The organism is Pelovirga terrestris (genome assembly GCF_014773365.1).
GTDB classification, from domain to species: Bacteria; Desulfobacterota; Desulfuromonadia; order Desulfuromonadales; family Geopsychrobacteraceae; genus Pelovirga; species Pelovirga terrestris.
This window is the reverse complement of the sequence record NZ_JACWUN010000017.1, coordinates 1-19,369: the sequence shown is the minus strand read 5'-3', so window position 1 is coordinate 19,369 and position 19,369 is coordinate 1. Positions and strand designations below refer to the sequence as shown.

General features: G+C 55.8%; 17 protein-coding genes and 1 pseudogene. 8 read left to right on the top strand and 10 right to left on the bottom strand.

Annotation, left to right across the window (positions count from 1 at the left end):
* Positions 1-97: 97 nt before the first annotated feature.
* The 9 genes from ICT70_RS12930 to ICT70_RS12890 all read right to left on the bottom strand — a co-directional run bounded on the left by ICT70_RS12930 (position 98) and on the right by ICT70_RS12890 (position 11,041).
* Positions 98-862, bottom strand: a complete 765-nt coding sequence (locus ICT70_RS12930) for an NADH-quinone oxidoreductase subunit B family protein (protein WP_191157305.1) — start codon at positions 860-862, stop codon at positions 98-100.
* A gap of 11 nt (positions 863-873) precedes the next feature.
* Positions 874-2,391, bottom strand: coding sequence for a hydrogenase large subunit (locus ICT70_RS12925; protein ID WP_191157302.1), 1,518 nt, complete (start codon positions 2,389-2,391; stop codon positions 874-876).
* Positions 2,388-3,809 (bottom strand): proton-conducting transporter transmembrane domain-containing protein, encoded by a 1,422-nt coding sequence (locus tag ICT70_RS12920; protein ID WP_191157300.1) that lies wholly within the window; start codon positions 3,807-3,809, stop codon positions 2,388-2,390. Before ICT70_RS12920 ends, ICT70_RS12925 begins: the two co-directional genes overlap by 4 nt.
* Positions 3,810-3,813: 4 nt before the next feature.
* A complete protein-coding gene (locus ICT70_RS12915) occupies positions 3,814-4,452 on the bottom strand; it encodes a hydrogenase (protein WP_191157298.1) in 639 nt (212 codons plus the stop codon).
* Between the two features lie 12 nt (positions 4,453-4,464).
* A complete protein-coding gene (locus tag ICT70_RS12910; RefSeq protein WP_191157391.1) occupies positions 4,465-5,376 on the bottom strand; it encodes an NADH-quinone oxidoreductase subunit H in 912 nt (303 codons plus the stop codon).
* Positions 5,377-5,390: 14 nt separating this feature from the next.
* A complete protein-coding gene (locus ICT70_RS12905) occupies positions 5,391-7,361 on the bottom strand; it encodes a proton-conducting transporter transmembrane domain-containing protein (RefSeq protein ID WP_191157296.1) in 1,971 nt (656 codons plus the stop codon).
* Position 7,362: 1 nt separating this feature from the next.
* On the bottom strand, positions 7,363-9,354 hold the full coding sequence (locus ICT70_RS12900) for a proton-conducting transporter transmembrane domain-containing protein (protein ID WP_191157294.1): 1,992 nt from the start codon (positions 9,352-9,354) through the stop codon (positions 7,363-7,365).
* Positions 9,354-10,031 carry a PTS sugar transporter subunit IIA gene (locus ICT70_RS12895; protein WP_191157292.1) on the bottom strand — a complete coding sequence of 226 codons (678 nt, stop codon included), beginning with the start codon at positions 10,029-10,031 and terminating at the stop codon, positions 9,354-9,356. The genes ICT70_RS12900 and ICT70_RS12895 overlap by 1 nt, the downstream gene beginning before the upstream one ends.
* Positions 10,032-10,198: 167 nt before the next feature.
* Entirely contained in the window at positions 10,199-11,041 is an 843-nt protein-coding gene (locus tag ICT70_RS12890; RefSeq protein WP_191157290.1) for a glycerophosphodiester phosphodiesterase, read from the bottom strand.
* 191 nt (positions 11,042-11,232) lie between these two features.
* Here ICT70_RS12890 and ICT70_RS12885 point away from each other — a divergent pair, with 191 nt between their 5' ends.
* The gene (locus tag ICT70_RS12885) at positions 11,233-12,780 is read left to right on the top strand and encodes a PepSY domain-containing protein (protein WP_224747042.1); all 1,548 of its coding nucleotides are present in this window, start codon (positions 11,233-11,235) and stop codon (positions 12,778-12,780) included.
* 8 nt (positions 12,781-12,788) lie between these two features.
* On the opposite strand, the gene ICT70_RS12880 is transcribed toward ICT70_RS12885, so the two are convergent.
* Positions 12,789-13,016: a DUF2798 domain-containing protein gene (locus tag ICT70_RS12880; RefSeq protein ID WP_191157288.1), complete on the bottom strand. Its 228-nt coding sequence runs from the start codon at positions 13,014-13,016 to the stop codon at positions 12,789-12,791.
* A 286-nt stretch (positions 13,017-13,302) separates the two neighbouring features.
* Between ICT70_RS12880 and ICT70_RS12875 the strand changes: the two genes are divergently transcribed.
* From ICT70_RS12875 to ICT70_RS12850, 7 genes and pseudogenes are all read left to right on the top strand, one after another.
* Positions 13,303-16,482 (top strand): hypothetical protein, encoded by a 3,180-nt coding sequence (locus tag ICT70_RS12875; protein ID WP_191157286.1) that lies wholly within the window; start codon positions 13,303-13,305, stop codon positions 16,480-16,482.
* A gap of 68 nt (positions 16,483-16,550) precedes the next feature.
* Positions 16,551-17,132 (top strand): DUF1318 domain-containing protein, encoded by a 582-nt coding sequence (locus tag ICT70_RS12870; RefSeq protein WP_191157284.1) that lies wholly within the window; start codon positions 16,551-16,553, stop codon positions 17,130-17,132.
* A gap of 139 nt (positions 17,133-17,271) precedes the next feature.
* Positions 17,272-17,967 carry an N-6 DNA methylase gene (locus tag ICT70_RS12865; RefSeq protein WP_224747041.1) on the top strand — a complete coding sequence of 232 codons (696 nt, stop codon included), beginning with the start codon at positions 17,272-17,274 and terminating at the stop codon, positions 17,965-17,967.
* Positions 17,888-18,409, top strand: coding sequence for a winged helix-turn-helix transcriptional regulator (locus ICT70_RS12860; RefSeq protein WP_337906861.1), 522 nt, complete (start codon positions 17,888-17,890; stop codon positions 18,407-18,409). The genes ICT70_RS12865 and ICT70_RS12860 overlap by 80 nt, the downstream gene beginning before the upstream one ends.
* Positions 18,406-18,609, top strand: a pseudogene (locus ICT70_RS15305) (hypothetical protein); the annotation flags it as partial. The gene ICT70_RS12860 and the pseudogene ICT70_RS15305, both read left to right, overlap by 4 nt.
* Positions 18,610-18,696: 87 nt before the next feature.
* Positions 18,697-19,029 (top strand): type I restriction-modification enzyme R subunit C-terminal domain-containing protein, encoded by a 333-nt coding sequence (locus tag ICT70_RS15300; protein WP_420488586.1) that lies wholly within the window; start codon positions 18,697-18,699, stop codon positions 19,027-19,029.
* Between the two features lie 10 nt (positions 19,030-19,039).
* Positions 19,040-19,198 (top strand): bacterioferritin-associated ferredoxin, encoded by a 159-nt coding sequence (locus tag ICT70_RS12850; RefSeq protein WP_191157280.1) that lies wholly within the window; start codon positions 19,040-19,042, stop codon positions 19,196-19,198.
* Positions 19,199-19,369: the final 171 nt, after the last annotated feature.

Here is a 19,369-nt window from a genome sequence, read left to right as displayed (position 1 = left end):
TCAAGGGCTTGAGCTTAAGGCGTAGTACTTTACGCCGCACAAACAAGGCTGCAGATTGACACCGCCACGGCGGAAAAGAACCATTTCGGGACGGAAACTATCTTCCCTCCAGACGTCCGAGCAACCGCAACAAGCCGTCGAGGGTCGTCCAGGGATGCGGGGGGCAACCGGGGATATAGAGATCAACCGGCAACAGATCACCAATACCGTTGTTGACCTCGGGACTGCCGCGAAACGGTCCGCCGCCAATGGCGCAGGCCCCGGATGCAATCACCAGTTTCGGCTCGGGCACCGCCGCATAGGTATCCAGCAGGGCGCTTTTCATGTTTTCTGTGACCGGACCGGTGACCAGCAGCCCGTCGGCATGGCGCGGCGACGCGACAAACTGGATGCCGTAGCGCCCCAGATCAAACACCAGGGTGCCAAGCACGTTGATATCCGCCTCACAGGCATTGCAGCCCCCGGCGGACACCTGGCGTAGCTTCAGCGAGCGCCCAAACAACTTTTTCATGCGCTTATCCAACGCCGCCGCCAGCTGCAGTTCGGCGGGGCCGACGCGCAGATCGTCCCGTTTCCGGGTTGCCAGGCGATGATCACAACTGAAGGTCAATGTTCCAGAAGGGCAGGCTGTGGCGCAATCTCCGCAAAAGGTGCAGAGCCCCAGGTCGATGCCAATCCTGCCCTGGTCAATTTGAACAGCCCCATAAGGACAGGCGTCCCGGCAAGCATGGCAATCCAAGGCGCAAGGCTCGATCGGCAACTGCGGTCGTCCACGAAAGCGTTCCGCTATCACTGGATCTTTTTTTAGATAGGGGAAAGTTCGATAGCCCTGACGAAACCGTTCACGCAAAATCTTGAGCATGGTCAGCCCTTTTACAGATCAAAACCGCAATAGGAGAGATTGAAACTCTTATTGCATAGTGGAAAGTCAGAAATTTGTTCATCGCGCAACGCCATGGCCAGACCACTCCAGTTGCGAAAAGATGGATCAACGATTTTATAGCGGCAAAAAGCGCCTTGCTTGTCCGTCAGGGCGACATGAGCCACCTCGCCGCGCCAGCCCTCCACCAGCGTGACAGCGAGCGACTCGGGGGCGAGCGCTCCGGCCGGAAGGCTCAATTCCGTGTCGGGCAGGGAAGACAGGGCCTGTTTAACCCAGCTGATTGAGTTGACAATTTCGCGCTGTCTGACCTTTGCCCGAGCATGGACATCACCGGTTTCCTCAAATACCGCCTGGTCAAAATTCCTGATGTAGGCTCCCCAGGGGTGATGAAGTCGAGCATCAACCGCCAGACCGCAAGCCCGGCCGGCAACCCCGACCAGACCAAGAGCTTCCGCATCATCCATAGCAACCTGACCTGTTCCTTCCAGCCGCGCCAGCACCGATGGACAGTCAAAAAACAGCGCCAAAGCCCCCTTGGTATCGCGCGTCACCAGCGCGAGTTGCTTGCTCATCTTCTCAGCGCGATCTTTGTCGATGTCGTACGCTACCCCTCCGGGTCGCACCAGCGTCCGGCCAAAACGACTACCGCATAGATCGGCCGTGAGGTTGAGATAATCACCGCGCAGCCGGCCACAGTAAGAGGCGGTCGGCAGGTAACCGATATCGGTGGCCAGACCGCCAATATCGCCAACATGATTGGCCAGGCGCTCCAGTTCCAGCGCCAGGGCCCGAATCGCTTCGGCCCGCGGGGGAACGGCGGTATGGCTCAAAGATTCACAGATCCGGGCATAGGCTGTGGCATGGGCGATGGTGCTGTCCCCGGCGACAGTCTCCAGTCGCTGCATGGTGGCCGGCCCCGGCTTACCCTTCAGCAGAGGTTCCAGACCGCGATGCTGATAGCCCAGAGAGATCTCCATGTGCAGCACCTTCTCGCCGTGACACTGGAAACGAAAATGTCCGGGCTCAATCACCCCGGCATGAACAGGACCAACCGCCACCTCATGGACGTCACTCCCCTCAACCCGGTAGTAGTCCATATCGCCGGGAATCAACGGCTGCTGATCCCGGCCCCAGGCATCGCCGGCGCTGTAGCTGCGATGAAAACGTACCGGCTTAAACCACGGATGCCCTTCGGCAACTACCCCATACTGCTCGGCTATCTCCCGCTCAAACAGATGCACTGCGGGCAATTCCGGCGTCAACGAGGGGTAGCGATCAACCACTCGGGTACGCAACAGGGCCAGGGTTCCCTGCCAGTCATGAGCGATCAGGGCAAACAGATCAAACTCGTCACCGGCTGGTGATGCAAACAGGGCAACAACCCGCCCCTGCGCCGCCGCTTCCTGTTTGACCGCGGTGAAAAATGCGTCCATCTCCAGAATCGTCACTTCGGCCAGCGGAACACTATCGCCATTGCGCAATATCTGCACAGGTTTCAGTCGACTCATGAGGTCACCTCCAGTAACGCAACCCCGGCGTCCAACAACTCTTTCAGCGGATCAGGCATATAAATTCCCAGACAGAGGACCAACGCCAACAACAGCAACGGCGGCGCAACCAGCAGCAAGCGATCACGAAACTGTGCAGAAACCTGTGGAGATTCCCCTTGCGTTGCCGAGAGAACCGTTGCCCCCATACCGATAAAGATCGTTGCCAGCAGGATCAGAAACGCCGCCGCTATCCATGGGTGGCCACCGGCAAAAATCCCTCGCAGGATGGTAAATTCAGACAAAAAAGGACCAAAAGGCGGCGCCCCGGTGATCGCCAGAAAGCCGGTCAGGAAAATACCGGCCGACAGCGGCAGACAGCTAAGAGCACCGCGCACCTCTCTGAGATTTTTACTGGCGTACGATCGCTGAATGTTGCCGGCGGTGAGAAACAGGCAGCCCTTGGTCAGGGCATTGTTGGCCAGGTGCAACAGGGCCCCAAAGGTCGCCAACCCGCCGATGCCGACACCCAGCGCGAGAATGCCCATGTGCTCCACCGATGAATAGGCCAGCATCCGCTTGATATCCGGCTGCCGCACCATAAATATCGCGGCAATCAGCATGGAAAACAACCCCAACCCCATCAGCGCCTGTTGCGCCATGATCAGATCCCCGGCGGCGGACATCACCTGTACGCCGCGCAGAATCGCCAGAAAAGAAACCGTCGTCAACCCGCCGGCCAGCAACGCACCAACCAGCGCCGGCGATTCGGCATAAGCGTCAGGCTTCCAGCTGTGTAATGGTGCCAGCCCCATTTTGGTTCCGTAACCAACCAGCAAGAAGATAAAGCCGGCATGCAGCCAGGGCTTGCTCAACTGCGGCGCCGTATCCAGCAACCAGTCGAGTTGCAGACTCACCTCGGCTTGACCACCCACGGCCGAATAAGCAACAAACATGATCCCGAGCATCGCCAGAGCAATTCCCACCGAACACAACAGCAGATATTTCCAGGTCGCCTCGATCGACAGACGATTGCGATTGTAATAGATCAGCGGGGCACTGACGATGGTGGTCGTTTCTACCGCCACCCACATCAGCCCCAAATGCCGGGAAATAATCGCCAGTGACATAGCCGCCAGGAAAACCAGCAGACAAGGAACAATAATCCGGTTACCGCGATCCTGCCGCAACGCCAGATAGTCTACAGCATAAAATGCGCAGCCCAGATAAAGAATACTGGTGACCAGCAACACCAGAGTGGAAAGGGCATCAAGACCGATCCACTCACCCGCCTGCGGTTTTGCCAGCACGACCAGGACGGCCAGTACCAGTTGAATCATTCCGGCCGTCGGCAACAACCAGGAGCGCAACTGATGCCAGGGCAACACCAGGGACAGCGCCGCCAGGCACACAGGGATCAGAATCAGAGAGATCAGCATCGTGTTATTCCTTCAGTGCCGATAGGCGTTCAATATTGATGGACGAAAACTCCCGATTGACGTGATTCAAAACGATCCCCATAACAAACACGGCCACCAGCAGATCGAGCAGTATCGCAGCTTCGACGACCAGCGGCATGGCCGTTGAGAGAAGAACGCCAAAGATAAAAATGCCGTTTTCCAGCATCAGATAACCGACCACCTGGGTAATCGCTTTGCGCCGGGTCATCAACAACAGAAAACCTGCCAACATGGTGGCCAGGGATGCTGGAACCAGGACCCCCGCCTGAGAAGCATGAATCAGGGGCAACTGATCGGCAAACAGAAACGCTGCCACCGTCGCCATGGCGCCAAGAAACAGGGTCGCGACCAGACTGATCAGGGGCTCGACCTCGCGGCGGATACGCACCTCGCGAATCGCCCGCAACAACAACCAGGGGATCAGCCCCCCCTTAAACAGAAAGGCCCCGCCGGCCAGTCCTAATGAATGAAGGGAAAAGCCGTGAACGATCACCGGCAACAGGGCCAGCAACGCCCCCTGCAAGGCAACGGCGCGAATACAGGCCACCAGTCTGGCACTGCCGAGGATGAAAAAGTTCAGCAGGATTACCACCAGCAGAATGATGCTGTTGATATCAGTCATCGGGGTTTCTCCTTAACGCAGCACCAGGACCAGAGCAAAAACAGAAATCAGGGTGGTACCGATCAGTACCTGAGGAATCCGCACCAGCCGCAGTCGCGCCATAACGGATTCAACGATACCGATCAACATTGCCAGCAGCACCAGTCCTGCCAGATAGAGCAACAGGTTAAGAGCCCACCATGGGGTTGCCCAGGGCAGCGCAAGATTCACGATCAGCGTACCCAGTACCATCAGCTTGAGAGCCGCCCCGTAGAGAATCATGGCGAAGGCCGGACCACTATGATCGAGGACCATCACCTCATGGATCATCGTTAATTCGAGATGGGTATTGGGATCGTCAAAAGGAATGCGCGAATTTTCAACCAGCAGAACGACGAACAAACATACCAGAATCAGTCCCAGCGCCGGGCCGGAACCGCCTCTCCAGGATGCATTTAAGTGATCTCCCAGCAGGATATCGAGTGACAACCCGCCGGATAATTTGGCCAGCACCAGTAACGCAAACATAATAGTCGGTTCCGCCAGGCAGGAGAAAGTCACTTCGCGCGCCGCCCCCATCCCTTCAAAACTCGATCCGGTATCAAGAGCAGCCGCTGCGGTAAAAAAACGCGCCAGGGCAAACAAATAAACAAACAGAATCAGATCGCCGTCAAAAGATAATGGCGCCTGCAGGGTACCAAAAGGAATCATCAAGGCGGCGATCAGCGGCACCACCAGTCCGATCACCGGACCTGCCGCAAACACCCAGGTCGTGGTTTTACTGATCACCGATCCCTTGCGTGCCAGGCGCAACAGATCGAAATAGAGCTGCAACACTGGCTGACCGCGTCGCCCGGCAAACAGGGCTTTGGTACGGGCTATAATCCCCGCCAGCAAGGGCGCAAACAGCAGCAGCAATAGAAGATGTATAAGCATGCCGACGATCATCATTGACTCCATCACATAAACCACAACAGAAAAAATATCAGCGTCAGGGCAATATAGAGCAGATAAAATGCCAAAAGTCCGTTCTGCACCCATGATCGCAACCGCACAAACAACCAGCTGATACCGCTACTTGCCGGTATTATCGCCCGATCCAGAACGATATCCGGCGTGTGGCAAGTCAAATGCTCGCCGACGGGAAACAGTCCGCGGGCCTGCCCGCCATGGCGCCGGGTCCAGAGTCCGAAGTGGAACAGTGCGACTATTGTGTCGGCAAAGGAGCCGGCACTGTATTGCATGCGTTGATTTGGTAGCTGATAACCACAGCCCCAAGTCCCCAGGCTGCGCACCACATGGTGCCGGCGGCGCTGTAACCACCAGATCGACACACCACAGGTCAGCAATAGCACCCAGGCAAAAACACTGATATTGGTCAATGACTGCAGCGGCAAGGCTGTCGGCATTTCCAGGGCTGCGCTGTTCCAGCTGCCCACAGCGTTGAGCAACAACGGGCCCAGCGTCTGCGGCAGCAACCCGATCCAGGCACAAAAGCCCAACAGCACCATCATCGGCGCCAGCATCAATGCCGGTGCCTCCTTGGCCTGCACGACAGCGTCACTGCGGGGATGGCCCAGAAAGGTCATGCCGAAAACCTTGACGAAGCAGGCCAGGGCCAGGGCCCCGGTCAGCGCCAGCACCGGGGCAATCAGCAGAATGGCTATGCCACCGCCAACATCTTTCCCGGCGCTGGAAAAAACACCCGTGTAAATCAACCACTCGCTGATAAATCCATTAAAAGGTGGCAATCCGCTGATCGCTACCGCGCCGCCCAGAAACAACAAAGCCGTCAGCGGTTGATGCTTTGATAAACCGCCATATTGGCTGAGATCACGCGTCCCTGTTGCCTGAACCACGGAGCCGACACTTAAAAACAGTAATGATTTAAACAACCCGTGATTGACGACGTGTAACAAGGCACCCCCCAAACCAAGCATCACCAGCAGGGGCTCTGCCAGACTGCGGCCAACCAGGGCCATGCCGAGACCTAGCGCGATGATGCCGATATTTTCAACACTGTGGTAAGCCAGCAAGCGTTTGATATCATGTTGTGCCAGGGCCAGAACCACCCCGAACACCGCCGACAGGGCCCCCAGCGCCAGCAAGGAGCCTCCCCACCAGAAGGGAATCTCACTGAAAAAGGAGGTCAGACGCATCAGTCCGTAAATACCGGTCTTGATCATCACACCGGACAGCAGGGCCGACGCGTGACTCGGCGCGGCAGCGTGGGCGGCAGGCAGCCAGATATGCAGCGGGATCAAACCGGCCTTCAGCCCGAAACCGAACAGGCCCAACAGAAATATCGCCGCCGCCGACCCGCCTTGAGCAACCAACAGGCCAGCGGCTGGGAAAGTAAAAGATCCGCTGCCCTGTTCCAGCAACACGAACATGGCGAGCAGGGCCAAAACGCCGGTGTGGGAGGCCGCCAGATAAACAAAACCCGCCTTGCGGGCCTCTTCCAATTGATCGTCCGCAGTGATCAGAAAAAATCCGGAAACCGCCATCAACTCCCAGGCAAAAAGAAATAACAAGCTGTTGCCGGCACAGACCACCAGCATCACTGCTGCCACTACCAGGCCATAAAATAAGCGGAACTGTCTGCCGTTTTCAGGGTGGTGGGATTGGGCCATATACATCAGTCCGTAAATGGCCCCCGCTGCCGCGACCAGGCACAGAGGCATCAGGAAAAATGCTGCCAGAGCGTCCAGACGCACAATAAAAGCTGCGCCGGGAATGTTCCACGACCAAGCCAGCAGCAACGGATCACCATCATAAAAAACCTGGACGACGGCGCCGAGGCCGCAGAGTGCGGCAGCAACGATCAAAGCACAAGCGATCCGCTCACCGCCACTGCCATAGCGATTCATAAACAGCCCGGGAACGCCGGACAGTCCGGCTAGAGCCACTGCCGTCAGCAACCAGGGCATCTCAACCTCCCCCAAAAACCCGAAGCGACCAGACCATCAGGCCAATACAGGTCAGAAAAATATAGAGCAGATAAATCGGCAAACGCCCCTGCTGAAACCAGCGCAACCGTTGACACAGATTTGCTATCCTGGTGAAAAACAGTTGCAGCAGACGATTCAGAACCGGATCGGATGACTGTTGCGACAGCTGTACTGCCTGAGGAAAAAATGTGGTTACCGGCGCGGTTACAACTTCCGGGCGCAGGGTACGCGGCAGCAAATGATTGTGAGCAAGCTCGCTAAAAGCCGTGGCATTGTAGGACATGCGATTATTCGGCAGGGCAAAGCCACAGCCCCAGGTTGCTGCGACGACAGCAGGATGGCGGTGACGTTGCACAAAAAACAACAAGGCCATGCCGGCAATCAACGCCAACAGCAACCAGACCCCCCGACCCAGCCCGGTAAATGCGGTCAGCGTCAGCATCGGCAGCAACTCCGTTTTGATCAACAACACCACAGGAGCCCTGAGCAGATCCAGCACCGGCAACGGATTGAGTCCGATCAGCACACAACCAGCCAACAAAATAGCGGGAGGTGCCAGCAGCAAGATGCTCCCTTCATGGGCACTAGCTGCCGCTGCCGAACGCGGATTGCCCAATACAGAAATTCCCACCAACCGGACAAACACCAGGATGGCCATTGCACCAACCAGCGCCAGCAGACTCACCAGGAGCAACAGCGGCAGCCCCATGGCCCGTGGCATCTCCAGTCCACCGTGGAGTAAGCCCAGGTAGATCAGCCACTCACTAATAAAACCGTTGAACGGTGGCAACGCGGTAATCGCGACACTGCCGCCGATCAGCAGCATCGAGGTGGCAGGCAGGCGCTTCATTAAGCCACCTAACTGATTCATGTTGCGCGTAGCGGTTGCGTGTACCAGGTTCCCGGCGCCGAGAAACAGCATCCCCTTAAACAACGAATGGTTCCACAGATGTAATAGCGCTCCGGCAAAAGCGAGCAGGGCGACGGCGGAAAAACCTGCGGCGACGGCATAGATTCCCACACCGAGACCGACAAAAATGATCCCGACATTTTCCACCGTGGAATAGGCCAGACAGCGCTTGATATCCTGCTGAACGGCGGCCAGGGCAATGCCGTACAGCGCCCCTGCAATGCCGAATCCGGCCAGCAACAGCCCCCACCAGGCGGGGGCTTGCGGCAACCAGGTAACAGTCCGCAGGATCCCGTAGATTCCCAGGTTAACCATGACCGCCGACATCAGCGCCGACACGTGGCTGGGAGCCGCCGGGTGAGCTTCCGGCAACCAGACGTGAAAAGGGAACAACCCGGCCTTGATGCCAAAACCCGCCACCGCCAGCAGAAACAGCCCTGTCGCCTGGTGCTGGGGGATTGCCCTTAGCGCCTCAAAGTCAGAGAAGAACAGACTGCCACTCCATTGACTGCTATAGAGAAAGAACCCGAGCAACAAGGTGACCCCGAGGTGACTGGCCACCAGATAGACCCAGGCAGCCTGCTTCACTTCTTTATTCTGGTGATCAAAGGCCACCAGAAAGAACGACGTCAATGACATCAATTCCCAGGCCACCAAAAACAGAAAGACCTGACCTGCGCTTAAGACCAGAACCATCGACGCAACCAGCAGCAGAAAAAAAGCCCAATGAACTCCCAGCAACTTTCCCTTAACCTGGTGCAGATAGGCACCACCGTAAATGGCACACAACGGGGACAGAATAAACACCGGCAACAGAAAAAATGCGCTCACTGCGTCAACGTCAATCTGCAAAGCACCACCGGGCAATGACCAGGCATAAGCAATGGAAATGGGCGGTTGACCGTTCAGCAGGGACATGGCGACGTACACACCGGGAATCGCCGCCAGCACGGTCGTCACAGCAGCAATCCCGGCGCTCAAGGTTGCGTAACGACACAAAGGCAGAACCAGGAGGGCACCGAATACCGGCAGCAGCAAGGATAGCAGCCATAATTCGGCCATCAGAGCACCAGCTTCTGTTCGGCCAGCCGGAGTGCCGCGACAATTTCTTCCCGGCTGCCCTGATTCTGAATGACCTGCTCGAAATTCTTGTTTTTCAAGACAAACGCCAGATTTGACAGCAGATGCAGATGAGAACGCAAGGTTGGTGTGATCAAGGTAAAGAGAATCCTTACCGGCAGACCGTCAAGAGCGTGAAAATCAACCGGATTGTCGAGAAAGCAAAGGGTAACGGTCGGCCTGGTGACATGAAGCAGAACCGGGTTGCGCGGGTGCGGAAAAGCAATACCATTGCCGACGGCGGTACTGGCTATTTTTTCTCGTGCCAGCAACACCCTGAAGAGATAGTCGCGGTCAACCTCATCGGGCAGACGTAAATGATTAACAACATCCAGCAACACCTTTTTTCTGGTGTCACCACCAACTCGATAAAAAATCCCGCCGCTCTCCAACGCTTCGCTCAACGCAGGCAAGGGTTGAGCAACGGTTTCCGGTTCGTTAAAAGCCTCCACCGACACCCCCATCCGGCGCGAGGTCGCCCATTCCAGCAGCTCGGCGCGATTAAAACGATAATTTTCGTTTATTTTATAGGCAGGAACAATGTCCTGTTTAATCCAGCGATAAATAGTTTTTTCTGCAACCGCAAGCAGTTTGGCCGCATCCTTGACTGAAAGATTCATCACTCCTCCATACGACTTATGTCATTTCATGTGACATCTTTGGACATATAATGCTCAATTGTCACCATTGTCAATGGATGTTTTCAAACTTTTAACACTTTTTGGGGTGGGGTAATCTGATAAACAGTCGGCGCCGGCGGCTGAGCAACCCTGTGCCCCGGCAGGGGCTACAGCGCTGGTGACGCCATGGTCTGCGGCCAGTCGGTACAGATAAAGGTCGCTCCGGCGGCGGCAAAAAAACCAAAGCGTTGCGGGTCATTAACTGTCCAGATATTGGTTTTGATACCGGCGGCAGCAAGGCATTGGATCAGTTTTTCGTCAACCAGATCATGACGGGGATGGTAAGCAGCCACCTGCAGCTCTTGCAGGTAGTTGAGCAGATGACGGGGATGGCTTCTTTCGACCAGAGCCGCTGTGGCCAGCGCTGGACTGAGGGTTTTAAGAAGATGCAGGTTGTCATGCTCGAAGGAGGATACCAGGATCAGATCCTCACATCCGGCGCGCTTGATTTCATCCACCAGCAACTCAAGACGGCGGTGCATTTTGGCGCGCGGCAGCTTGCCCTTGATTTCCAGATTAAGGGGAAAATCATGCGTGCGGCAGTGCTCAAGAACCTCTTTAAGCAAGGGGATTCGTTGCTCAGGAATTTGCTGGGTGATGGTTGCAGGAACCTCGTTTTGGACGAGTGTTTTGAAGGGATCCTGCTGCAAAAACCAGCTACCGGCGTCGAGCAACCGCAATTCTTCGTAAGCGAAAGAGGTCAGAGCTTTACGGGCTCTGCCGACAAAGGCCGGGTGATCGGCAACATTGGTGGTGCGCTTAAGGCCACGATCATGAAACAGCACCAGCTGTTCATCAGCGCTCATCTGCACATCGGTTTCCAGCAGATGAGCACCACTGCGCTGAGCCGCCTCGAACGCCAGCAGGGTATTCTCCGGAGCGATGGAACGCGCGCCCCGGTGGGCACAGATGGCACCTGTTGCGGGTAAATGCTCAAAAAAACCACTCAAAATATTTCTCCGGTGGCGAAGAAGGAACAAAATTGATTTGCATCAAAGGTTGACACCATTTTTTACGCTAAGCTCCGGTAACAGCACCTACGAGAAGGTATCGATTTATTTGCCAAGGATGTAACTATTCAGCTCTATCCTTGCCACAGATTCCTGACCCGGTGCTGAACAGATACCCAAGGATAACATGGATGGCACGTCGCAGTTTTCGTATTTCCCGCGCAATTCACAAATATCTGGGCCTGATCCTGGGACTGTATCTGACGGCCATGGGAGCATCAGGCCTGCTGCTTAATCATCCCGCGTGGATCCGCTCCATCGATACGCCGCAAAGCCTGGTGCCGGCAGATTACAGCTACCAGAACTGGAATCGTATGCTGGTTCGTAGCGGCACCATCAGCGCCGACGGCACCTGGTACCTGGCGGGAAAAGCGGGCATTGCGCGCAGTGACGATCAGGGACGCAGTTTCACCGTTGTGGATGAAGGCTTTCCGCCGGCAGCGTATGACCGCGACACTGCCGCGCTGGTGATTCTCAATGAAGATTCCGCTGATCGTACCCTGCTGGCGGCAACCCGCAGTGGACTCTATCAAAAACACGGTAACAATCCCTGGGCGCAGGTCGTCCTGCCGGGCGCGCCATCATCCCCACGGATGGTGGCAGTGGTTGAAACAGGTGAGCGGATCGTCGCCTTTTCCGAAACCGCCGCCTGGCAGGCCGATCCCGGATCACTCAATTTTGCGCCGGTGAACCTTGCCGTTGCCGAGCAGGATGACGCCACTAAAGTGCCGTTGTTCAGGATACTGCACGATATCCATAATGGCGCCATTCTCGGCGCGCCGGGCAAGGTTCTTCTTGATATCAGCGCCATCATTCTGGTGATTCTCGGCTTTAGCGGGCTGGTGATCTGGTTTGTGCCGTGGCGCAACCGCAAGCTGCCAACCCGACGCCGGCCGCCCGGCAGCCTTTTTCGCTGGTGCTGGAAATATCACCTCAAACTGGGCATCTGGATTGTCGTCATCCTGATGATCCTGGCCGGGTCGGGTATATTCCTGCGCCCCCCCTTGCTGCTGGCAACCGTTAGCCACAGCCTTGCTGCTGACAACCCTCTGCTGCTCTTTTCCCCCCGCTCCGGCGGTTTCGGCGGCAAGATTCAGGCCGCCACGGCGAGCAGCAACGGCACCATCGTTATCTCAACCGAGAATGGCCTGTGGCATGGCCCGGCCGATCTGGAGGAAGCATTTCAGCGCCTACAGCTGCCGGTTCCCATCCACGGCATGGGGGTTACGGTACTGGAAGGAATGGCGGATGGACAACTGCTGATCGGCTCGTTCAGCGGGCTGTTTGTGGTCGAAGAGCATCAGGGGCGCGTCTGGCGTCTGCGGCGTCCCGGACTACAGGAAAGCAACCCCTACCAGAGCAATGACCTGGTCAGTGGTGTGGTCATGGCAGGTAACCGGCCCTATGTGCGTTTCGACTACCATGATGGGATGCTGCCGATGACCGCCCACCAGCGCTCATTACCCACCATGCCGGCGGAAATTGCCGCCGCCGCGCCCATGTCACTGTGGCACTATCTCTTTGAATTCCACAACGGCCGCATCTTCGAACCCTGGCTCGGTCCCTGGTATCTGCTGATTATCCCGCTTAGTGGCATCATCCTGTTGCTGCTGTGTCTCAGTGGAACCTATGACTGGTGGTGTCGACGCCAAAAAAAGAAGGCCGAAACAACGACCTGATAGCATATTCAACCCTGGCGCACCACCAGTTTGACAACCCGGCGAACCTGGGGCACGACAATCATAATCGTCGGATAGGCCACCACAAAAGCCTTGATGAAGGCTTCGATCCACAACCCGGCAAACCCTTCAACCAATCCGATATTGATGAAAGTAATCACTCCTGACATAAAGAATGACATACACAGCGACATCAAAAAGGTGAACACAAAAAACTCATACTTTTGCGGAATCATGACAACTCCCGTTGGTGGCAAAAGTGACACAATGAACTCAGCATATGCATAGCGGATCAAGGTGATAATTTCCAGATGAATTATTGGCGCATCATTGTTGCGGTCAATTTATTCGCACTGATCAGCGCCAACTGGCCAAAAACTCTGCAGGAAAGGGCGTCTACTTTTGCTATGCTAAAGGTAACTATTCACTGCTGTCCTGGCGCAGGGTCGGGGTTCCTGTGGCAAGGGTGTTGGTCGCCATGGATGGCGGCAACAGCAGGGCAAAAGGGAGGGCGCACAGCAGATGACATCACCTCGATACAATCAGCAGCGCAGTCGCTTCCAGCAATGCTTGAGGATTGCAGGATTTACTGTTCCAGCGCTGGCGCTGCTGCTGATGTTTGCCCTGTGGCATTATCGCACCCCGCTGCTGAACAACATCGCCAAACCCCGCCTTGAGCAGTTTCTGAGCACAAATCTCGCAGCCCTGGTAACAATTGAACAGCTCGCGTTGGATCGTGGTCAGCTACGCATGCGTGGCTTGACAGTAGATCATGCCGATCTCTATTACGTGACAGTGCCCGCTCTGATCCTGGATTTCAACCTCGGAAACTTATGGCGTGGGCGACTCGATTCCCTGCGGGTGGAACAACCGGAAGTCTATTTTAACCCGACCTTTTTACCTGACAATAACAACTCCACCCCCTTCAGATTGCGCAAACCTCCGATCAGCATCGACCTGTTGACAGTTACCGGTGGTCGCTTTGATCTTGTGTTAACGGATCAGGTGGTTGCAGTGCGCGCCATTGAATTCGATCTGCATCATGCACCATCGCGAAGTTTTCGTCTGGCGGTTACGGTGCAAGGGGAGACGCCACTTAAGCTCTCTACTTCCGGGCAATGGCAATGGGAGACCGATCCGCAACTGCAAGTGCAACTGAATGAAGTGAACATCGATGGCCACTCACTGCTCACAACGCCCTTAACCCTGCGCCCTGCCGTCGAAGGGCTGGCCGCCGGGGGAGAACTGGTGCTGGCTCACGTTGACCGGGCACAACTGGACCCCTGGTTGGCGCTCGCAGGGATGCAACAGCTACTTGCGCCTGACGTCGATTTTTCCGTACAGAACCTGCGCCTGGGGGTAGAAATACGTGGAGGGCAAGTGCAAGGCCAACTTGCCGCGGCAGCGCTGCAACTGACAAAAGGTGACGTGCGTTTTCAGGCAAACAATCTGCGCCTGAGTGGTGCCGGAGATCGGCACCAGTGGCAGGCCGTCGGCGAAGCGCAACTGGCAGAAGGCTCCCCCGTATCTTTTGCTGTGCAGGGAACGGATGGGCATGTGGTTGCCACAGGACAAGGAACTTTCCGCGATCTGGCGCGGATACCAAAGGTCGTAGGCCAAGACCAAGCCCTGCCCGTCAGCGGTGGCCTTGAATGGACAGCACGGACCAGCTGGCTGAACCAGGTTCTAGAGCTGAGCGGCGATTTTCATAGCCTTTGGCCGCAGCCATCCGCCGGTGTTGGGGCTGCGGATCGATCGCCCTTCCGTGGCAACTTCCAGGTGCAGGGCGCTATTGATGCCCTGTCCGGTAACCTCAAACTCGATCTGAGGGGAGCACCCCTACTAACGGTCGAGGGCAATTCCGGGCAACTGGTTGCACAGCTGCACCGAACCCCGGTAGGTTCTTTGGCGCAAATCCTTAGCCCTTCCCGCTGGCCACACCTGGTCGAGAAAAAAGGGTGGCTCGCCGGACAGATCCAGCTGAATCCTACCGCGGACGCGGTCCAGGGACATTTCAACTTGATCGCTGAAGGTCTTCATGCTGCCGGTTTTGACGTCGCGACAAGCCACATCAGCAGCAGCTTTCACTGGCAGCAGGAGCAACTCGCGGTGGCGGATTTGAACATACAAACCACAATAACTGGTCATGGCCTGTCGATTCCCGTTGCGACCCTGCAGGGTGCGGCGCGCTGGCACGCACCGTCGTTGCAAATGAACATTGCAGCACTAACGATCGAGAACCTTGAATATCTCTCCGCCGATGATATGAGCGCGCTGGCCGGGGGTTCCCTTAACCTGGCCGGCACAGTGGCATGGGATGAAGCGCAACAACAGTCGCATGCCAGGCTCCAGGGTTCTGCGCAGATGCAGGAAGCGCTGATTCATTCTTTTTACGGCGACCTGTCACAACTGCCCATCGATTTTGACCTGCAAGCTGCCTGGGATGCCACCCTGGCATCCCTGCAAGTCAATGACATCAGCCTTTTCATACCCGCTATTGGTCAGTTCAAAGGGCAGCTAAAGCGACATTCCGACACACTGGAATTTGGTGGCGAGCTGTTGCTTCCGCACCTTGAAACGGGATTTAACCTGCAGCTGCGACCGTTGCTGGCAACCCTGTTCCCGGGGTTGGAACAACTTGAGCTAAACGGTACTCTGGCAGCCGACAGCACCGGAGTTTGGAGGCCGGACGGGTGGAACGTTAGCGGCGCCCTTCATCCTGACACCCTCGGGTTGAAATACCGCGCTGCAAATATCAGCATGCTCGATCTGGCCGGAGAGATCCCTTTTGTCTTTTCTTCCGGTGGTAAGACTTCAGGCGTTGCGCGCAATGGATTTGTGACCTTCTCGCAACTTCAAGCCGGGCCGGTTAGCAGCGCAGCAAATGATCTCACCCTCACCGCAATGACCAACCGCCTGACCTTTATCGACCCCTGGAAACTCAATCTGGCCGGCGGGAACATCCTGATTGAAAACTTGAGTATTGGTCATGATTCCAGCGATCTCTCTGTCAGTGGTCGCACCCGTATCAACCATATCGATCTTCAGGAACTCACCCAGGAGCTGGAACTGACGCTCCTGCGGGGAAGCCTAACCGCTGATCTTGGCGAATTTGAATATGTTGGCGGCATGCTGCAATCAGAAGGAGAAGCGCGCATCGATGTCTTTGCCGGCACGATCCAGATCCGCAATTTAAGGGCACGCGATATTTTTTCCTCCTATCGTAGCATTGAAGGTGATATCGACTTTCACGGGATTGATCTGGAACAATTGACCAGGACCTTTGCCTTCGGTGAGATCAACGGCATTATGGATGGCTACATTCACGATCTGCGTTTGTTCGGCAAGATACCTTCGGCTTTCGTCGCTGAATTCACCACCCGCGATCAGGGGCAGCGCAATATCAGCGTCAAGGCGCTCAACAATCTGACGGTTATCAGCCAGGGAGGGCTTTCGGCCGCCCTCTCGCGCGGGGTGTATCGTTTTATCGATTTTTATCGCTATCGCAACATTGGTCTGCGCTGTGTCCTGCGCAACGATGTTTTTGTGCTCAAGGGAACCGCCCGCGCCGATTCGGACCTGCACCTGGTTGATGGTGGACTATTACCGCCGCGCATCGATATTCTGGCACCGGGAACGGGGGTGTCGTTTCGTGAAATGTTGCGCCGTCTGGAGCGTATTGATCGGACAACAACGCGCTGATTTACTGCCACACCCATCCTGTCGTGATATAATGATGGTCTGTTCGTTAACCAGCCGGGAGAGAAGACATGAAAAAGCTGATTCGTTCGTTGCTTGGCCTACCACTTCTGGTGATTGCCGCCTGTGTCACTATTAACATCTACTTCCCGGCAGAGGAACTGCGCGGTGCCGCAGATAAAATTGTCGAAGAGGTCTGGGGTGAACGCAACCTTCCACAAGATCCGGCAACCCAGCCGCCTGCAGGTAACCGTGGCAGCCTGCTGCACTGGCTGAGCGGACCCACCACAGCTTATGCGGCCCAGGACATCAACGTGACCACCCCTGAAATCCGTGCGGTGAAGGACACCATAAAACAGCGCTCTGAACGCCTCTTCCCCTATCTTGATTCGGGACATATCGGCATCGGCGTAGATGCCCTGCTCAAGGTGCGGACAACGGAGGGGCTGGACCTGCGAACCAGGGGTGAGGTTAATCGCCTGGTGAGCGAAGAGAATGCTGATCGACAGCGTCTCTACGCAGAGATTGCCCGCGCTAACGGATTCCCCGACCGGGTCGGCGAGGTGCAGGATATTTTTGCAGCATCCTGGCGCGATAACGCACAAAGCGGATGGTTTATCGAACTGGCCGATGGTAGTTGGCGAACAAAATAGGGTTCATGCGGCCACTCCGACCGGATGAACATCCTTTTAGGTTCCCACCCACGCAACCCCAGCCACCTGCCCTTTTGCCTTTTTGCCGGCAACAAAAAGTGCTAACCTTGCCACTCTGCTGATGCTCAGCGATTCAACCATGGCATCTATTGAATTATTCCATCCCCGGGGGCCCCTACCTTTGTTCGAGCAGACCTTTAAAAATATTGGCGATGTCCTGTGGAAGGATGCCGGTTGTACCAGTGAGTTGGATTATACCGAGCAGAGTTCCTGGATACTCTTTCTGAAGTATCTTGATGCCCTGGAGCGTGACCAGGCCACCGGTGCCAACACCATCGAATACAAGATCGGTGACATTTTCGGCGAGATCAAAAACAAGATTCAAAGCGGCTACAACCTGCGTGAGATCATCGACCACATCGACCAACTGCGCTTCGGCTCTCAGGCTGAGAAACATGAGCTGTCGCACCTGTACGAAGCCAAGATCAGGAACATGGGCAACGCCGGACGCAACGGCGGCGAATACTACACCCCCCGTCCCCTGATCCGCGCCATCATCAAGGTGGTGCAACCGCGTATTGGTGAACGGATCTATGACGGTGCTTGCGGGTCGGCGGGCTTTTTGTGCGAAGCCTTCGAATACCTCAAGCAGAAACCGCAACTGACCACCGCTGATGTCAAGATTCTACAGGAGCAGACCTTCTTCGGCAAAGAGAAGAAATCCCTCGCCTATGTCATCGCCATCATGAACAGGACTGATCGACCCGGCCTGTTTTTCACCCTTTCCCAAAAATCCGATTATTGCCCGCTTTTTCAAGGAAATCGGTCGGGCTGATGAGCTTGGCTCAGGAGTGCGCAAGCTGTTCCGTTACTGCCGGGATTACGGCGGCGAGAATCCCGAACTGGTGGAAAATGATATCTTTCGCTTTATTCTGCCGACACCCAGCATAGAGCAATTGCCGGAAAATTCTGCGGGAGTCCGTGTAATAAGTGTTGCGGATACGACGGGGCAAGTTACCAAGCAAACTGACGACGAAACGTCGGAGAAAACGTCGGAGAAAACGTCGGAGAAAACGTCGGAGAAAACGTCGGAGAAAACGTCGGAGAAAATACTTATCAAGATGCGCCAGAATCCCGAAATTACAATTGCTGAATTGTCAAATAACATTGGCGTGTCTGGCCGCTCAATCGAAAGAAACCTTCGAAACCTTCAGAATAACGGATATATCCGTCGCATCGGTCCGGACAAAGGCGGTCACTGGGAGGTTATCGAATGAACGAAGCCGCAACCCGACTTGAGCATATTGATCCGGCCTTGAAAGCCGCTGGTTGGGGCGTAGTGGCTGGGAGCCGGATGCGTCCAGAACATCCCATCACCTTAGGACGTATCGAAGGTAGCGGCAGACGCGGCAAGGCGCTGACGGCAGACTATGTGCTGGAATACCGTAACACCAAGCTGGCGGTGGTCAAAGGAGAGATCGAAGCCGGATGCCGCTACGAGGAAACCGACTTCAACTGGACTATCGAAATCAAGGAGCGCGAGCAGCATCGGGTCAAGCTCTTTATGGGGATGATCGACCAGAAGGACCCCTGTGTCTGCATCAGGGAAAAGAAACCCTGCAACCAGTGCGGTGGGACTCCCTGTATCTGCAAGAAGAAGACAAAAGCCAGGGTCAAGCTGACCGACGGCAAGGACCGCAGCTTCCTGGATTTTGTCCTGGCGCAATACGTCAAGGTCGGGGTCGATGAACTGGCCCTGGAAAAACTCTCCCCCCTGCTCAAGCTCAAATATCACAATTCCATCCCCGATGCCGTCGCTGATCTGGGAATGCCGCAAGAGATCAGCCGCATTTTTGTCGATTTCCAGCAGTATCTGTATCAGCAGGCAGTGGCGTGAGGTACCGCATATGACCAAGAAGATTTGTTACTGCTATAACTACACCGATGACGACATCAAGAAAGATGTCCGCGAAAACGAGGGAGTCTCTCGCGTTCTCGAACAGATATTGGAGAAAAAGAAAATGGGCACCTGTCGCTGTGACCAATTCCACCCGGAAGGGAGATGATGCTTGCCTGACGTTCACCGTGTCGTGAGCGAGGCAAAAGAAAGCATCGGGTAGGAGGCAGGGTCGCCCCTGCCGTCCTCCCACACCACCGTACGTACGGTTCCGTATACGGCGGTTCACGAAGTGTGTTGAAAACGATGGAACTGCTCTATGTAACTGAACAGTCCCGCT

Excerpts from the sequence above, each read along its gene's own strand:
- ICT70_RS12920 (WP_191157300.1), bottom strand. The coding sequence starts at position 3,809 with ATGCTGATCTCTCTGATTCTGATCCCTGTGTGCCTGGCGGCGCTGTCC.
- ICT70_RS12870 (WP_191157284.1), top strand. The coding sequence starts at position 16,551 with ATGAAAAAGCTGATTCGTTCGTTGCTTGGCCTACCACTTCTGGTGATT.
- ICT70_RS12915 (WP_191157298.1), bottom strand. The coding sequence starts at position 4,452 with ATGACTGATATCAACAGCATCATTCTGCTGGTGGTAATCCTGCTGAAC.
- ICT70_RS12930 (WP_191157305.1), bottom strand. The coding sequence starts at position 862 with ATGCTCAAGATTTTGCGTGAACGGTTTCGTCAGGGCTATCGAACTTTC.
- ICT70_RS12925 (WP_191157302.1), bottom strand. The coding sequence starts at position 2,391 with ATGAGTCGACTGAAACCTGTGCAGATATTGCGCAATGGCGATAGTGTT.
- ICT70_RS12885 (WP_224747042.1), top strand. The coding sequence starts at position 11,233 with ATGGCACGTCGCAGTTTTCGTATTTCCCGCGCAATTCACAAATATCTG.
- ICT70_RS12850 (WP_191157280.1), top strand. The coding sequence starts at position 19,040 with ATGACCAAGAAGATTTGTTACTGCTATAACTACACCGATGACGACATC.
- ICT70_RS12875 (WP_191157286.1), top strand. The coding sequence starts at position 13,303 with ATGACATCACCTCGATACAATCAGCAGCGCAGTCGCTTCCAGCAATGC.
- ICT70_RS15300 (WP_420488586.1), top strand. The coding sequence starts at position 18,697 with ATGGGGATGATCGACCAGAAGGACCCCTGTGTCTGCATCAGGGAAAAG.
- ICT70_RS12895 (WP_191157292.1), bottom strand. The coding sequence starts at position 10,031 with ATGAATCTTTCAGTCAAGGATGCGGCCAAACTGCTTGCGGTTGCAGAA.
- ICT70_RS12880 (WP_191157288.1), bottom strand. The coding sequence starts at position 13,016 with ATGATTCCGCAAAAGTATGAGTTTTTTGTGTTCACCTTTTTGATGTCG.
- ICT70_RS12865 (WP_224747041.1), top strand. The coding sequence starts at position 17,272 with ATGGCATCTATTGAATTATTCCATCCCCGGGGGCCCCTACCTTTGTTC.
- ICT70_RS12905 (WP_191157296.1), bottom strand. The coding sequence starts at position 7,361 with ATGCCCTGGTTGCTGACGGCAGTGGCTCTAGCCGGACTGTCCGGCGTT.
- ICT70_RS12900 (WP_191157294.1), bottom strand. The coding sequence starts at position 9,354 with ATGGCCGAATTATGGCTGCTATCCTTGCTGCTGCCGGTATTCGGTGCC.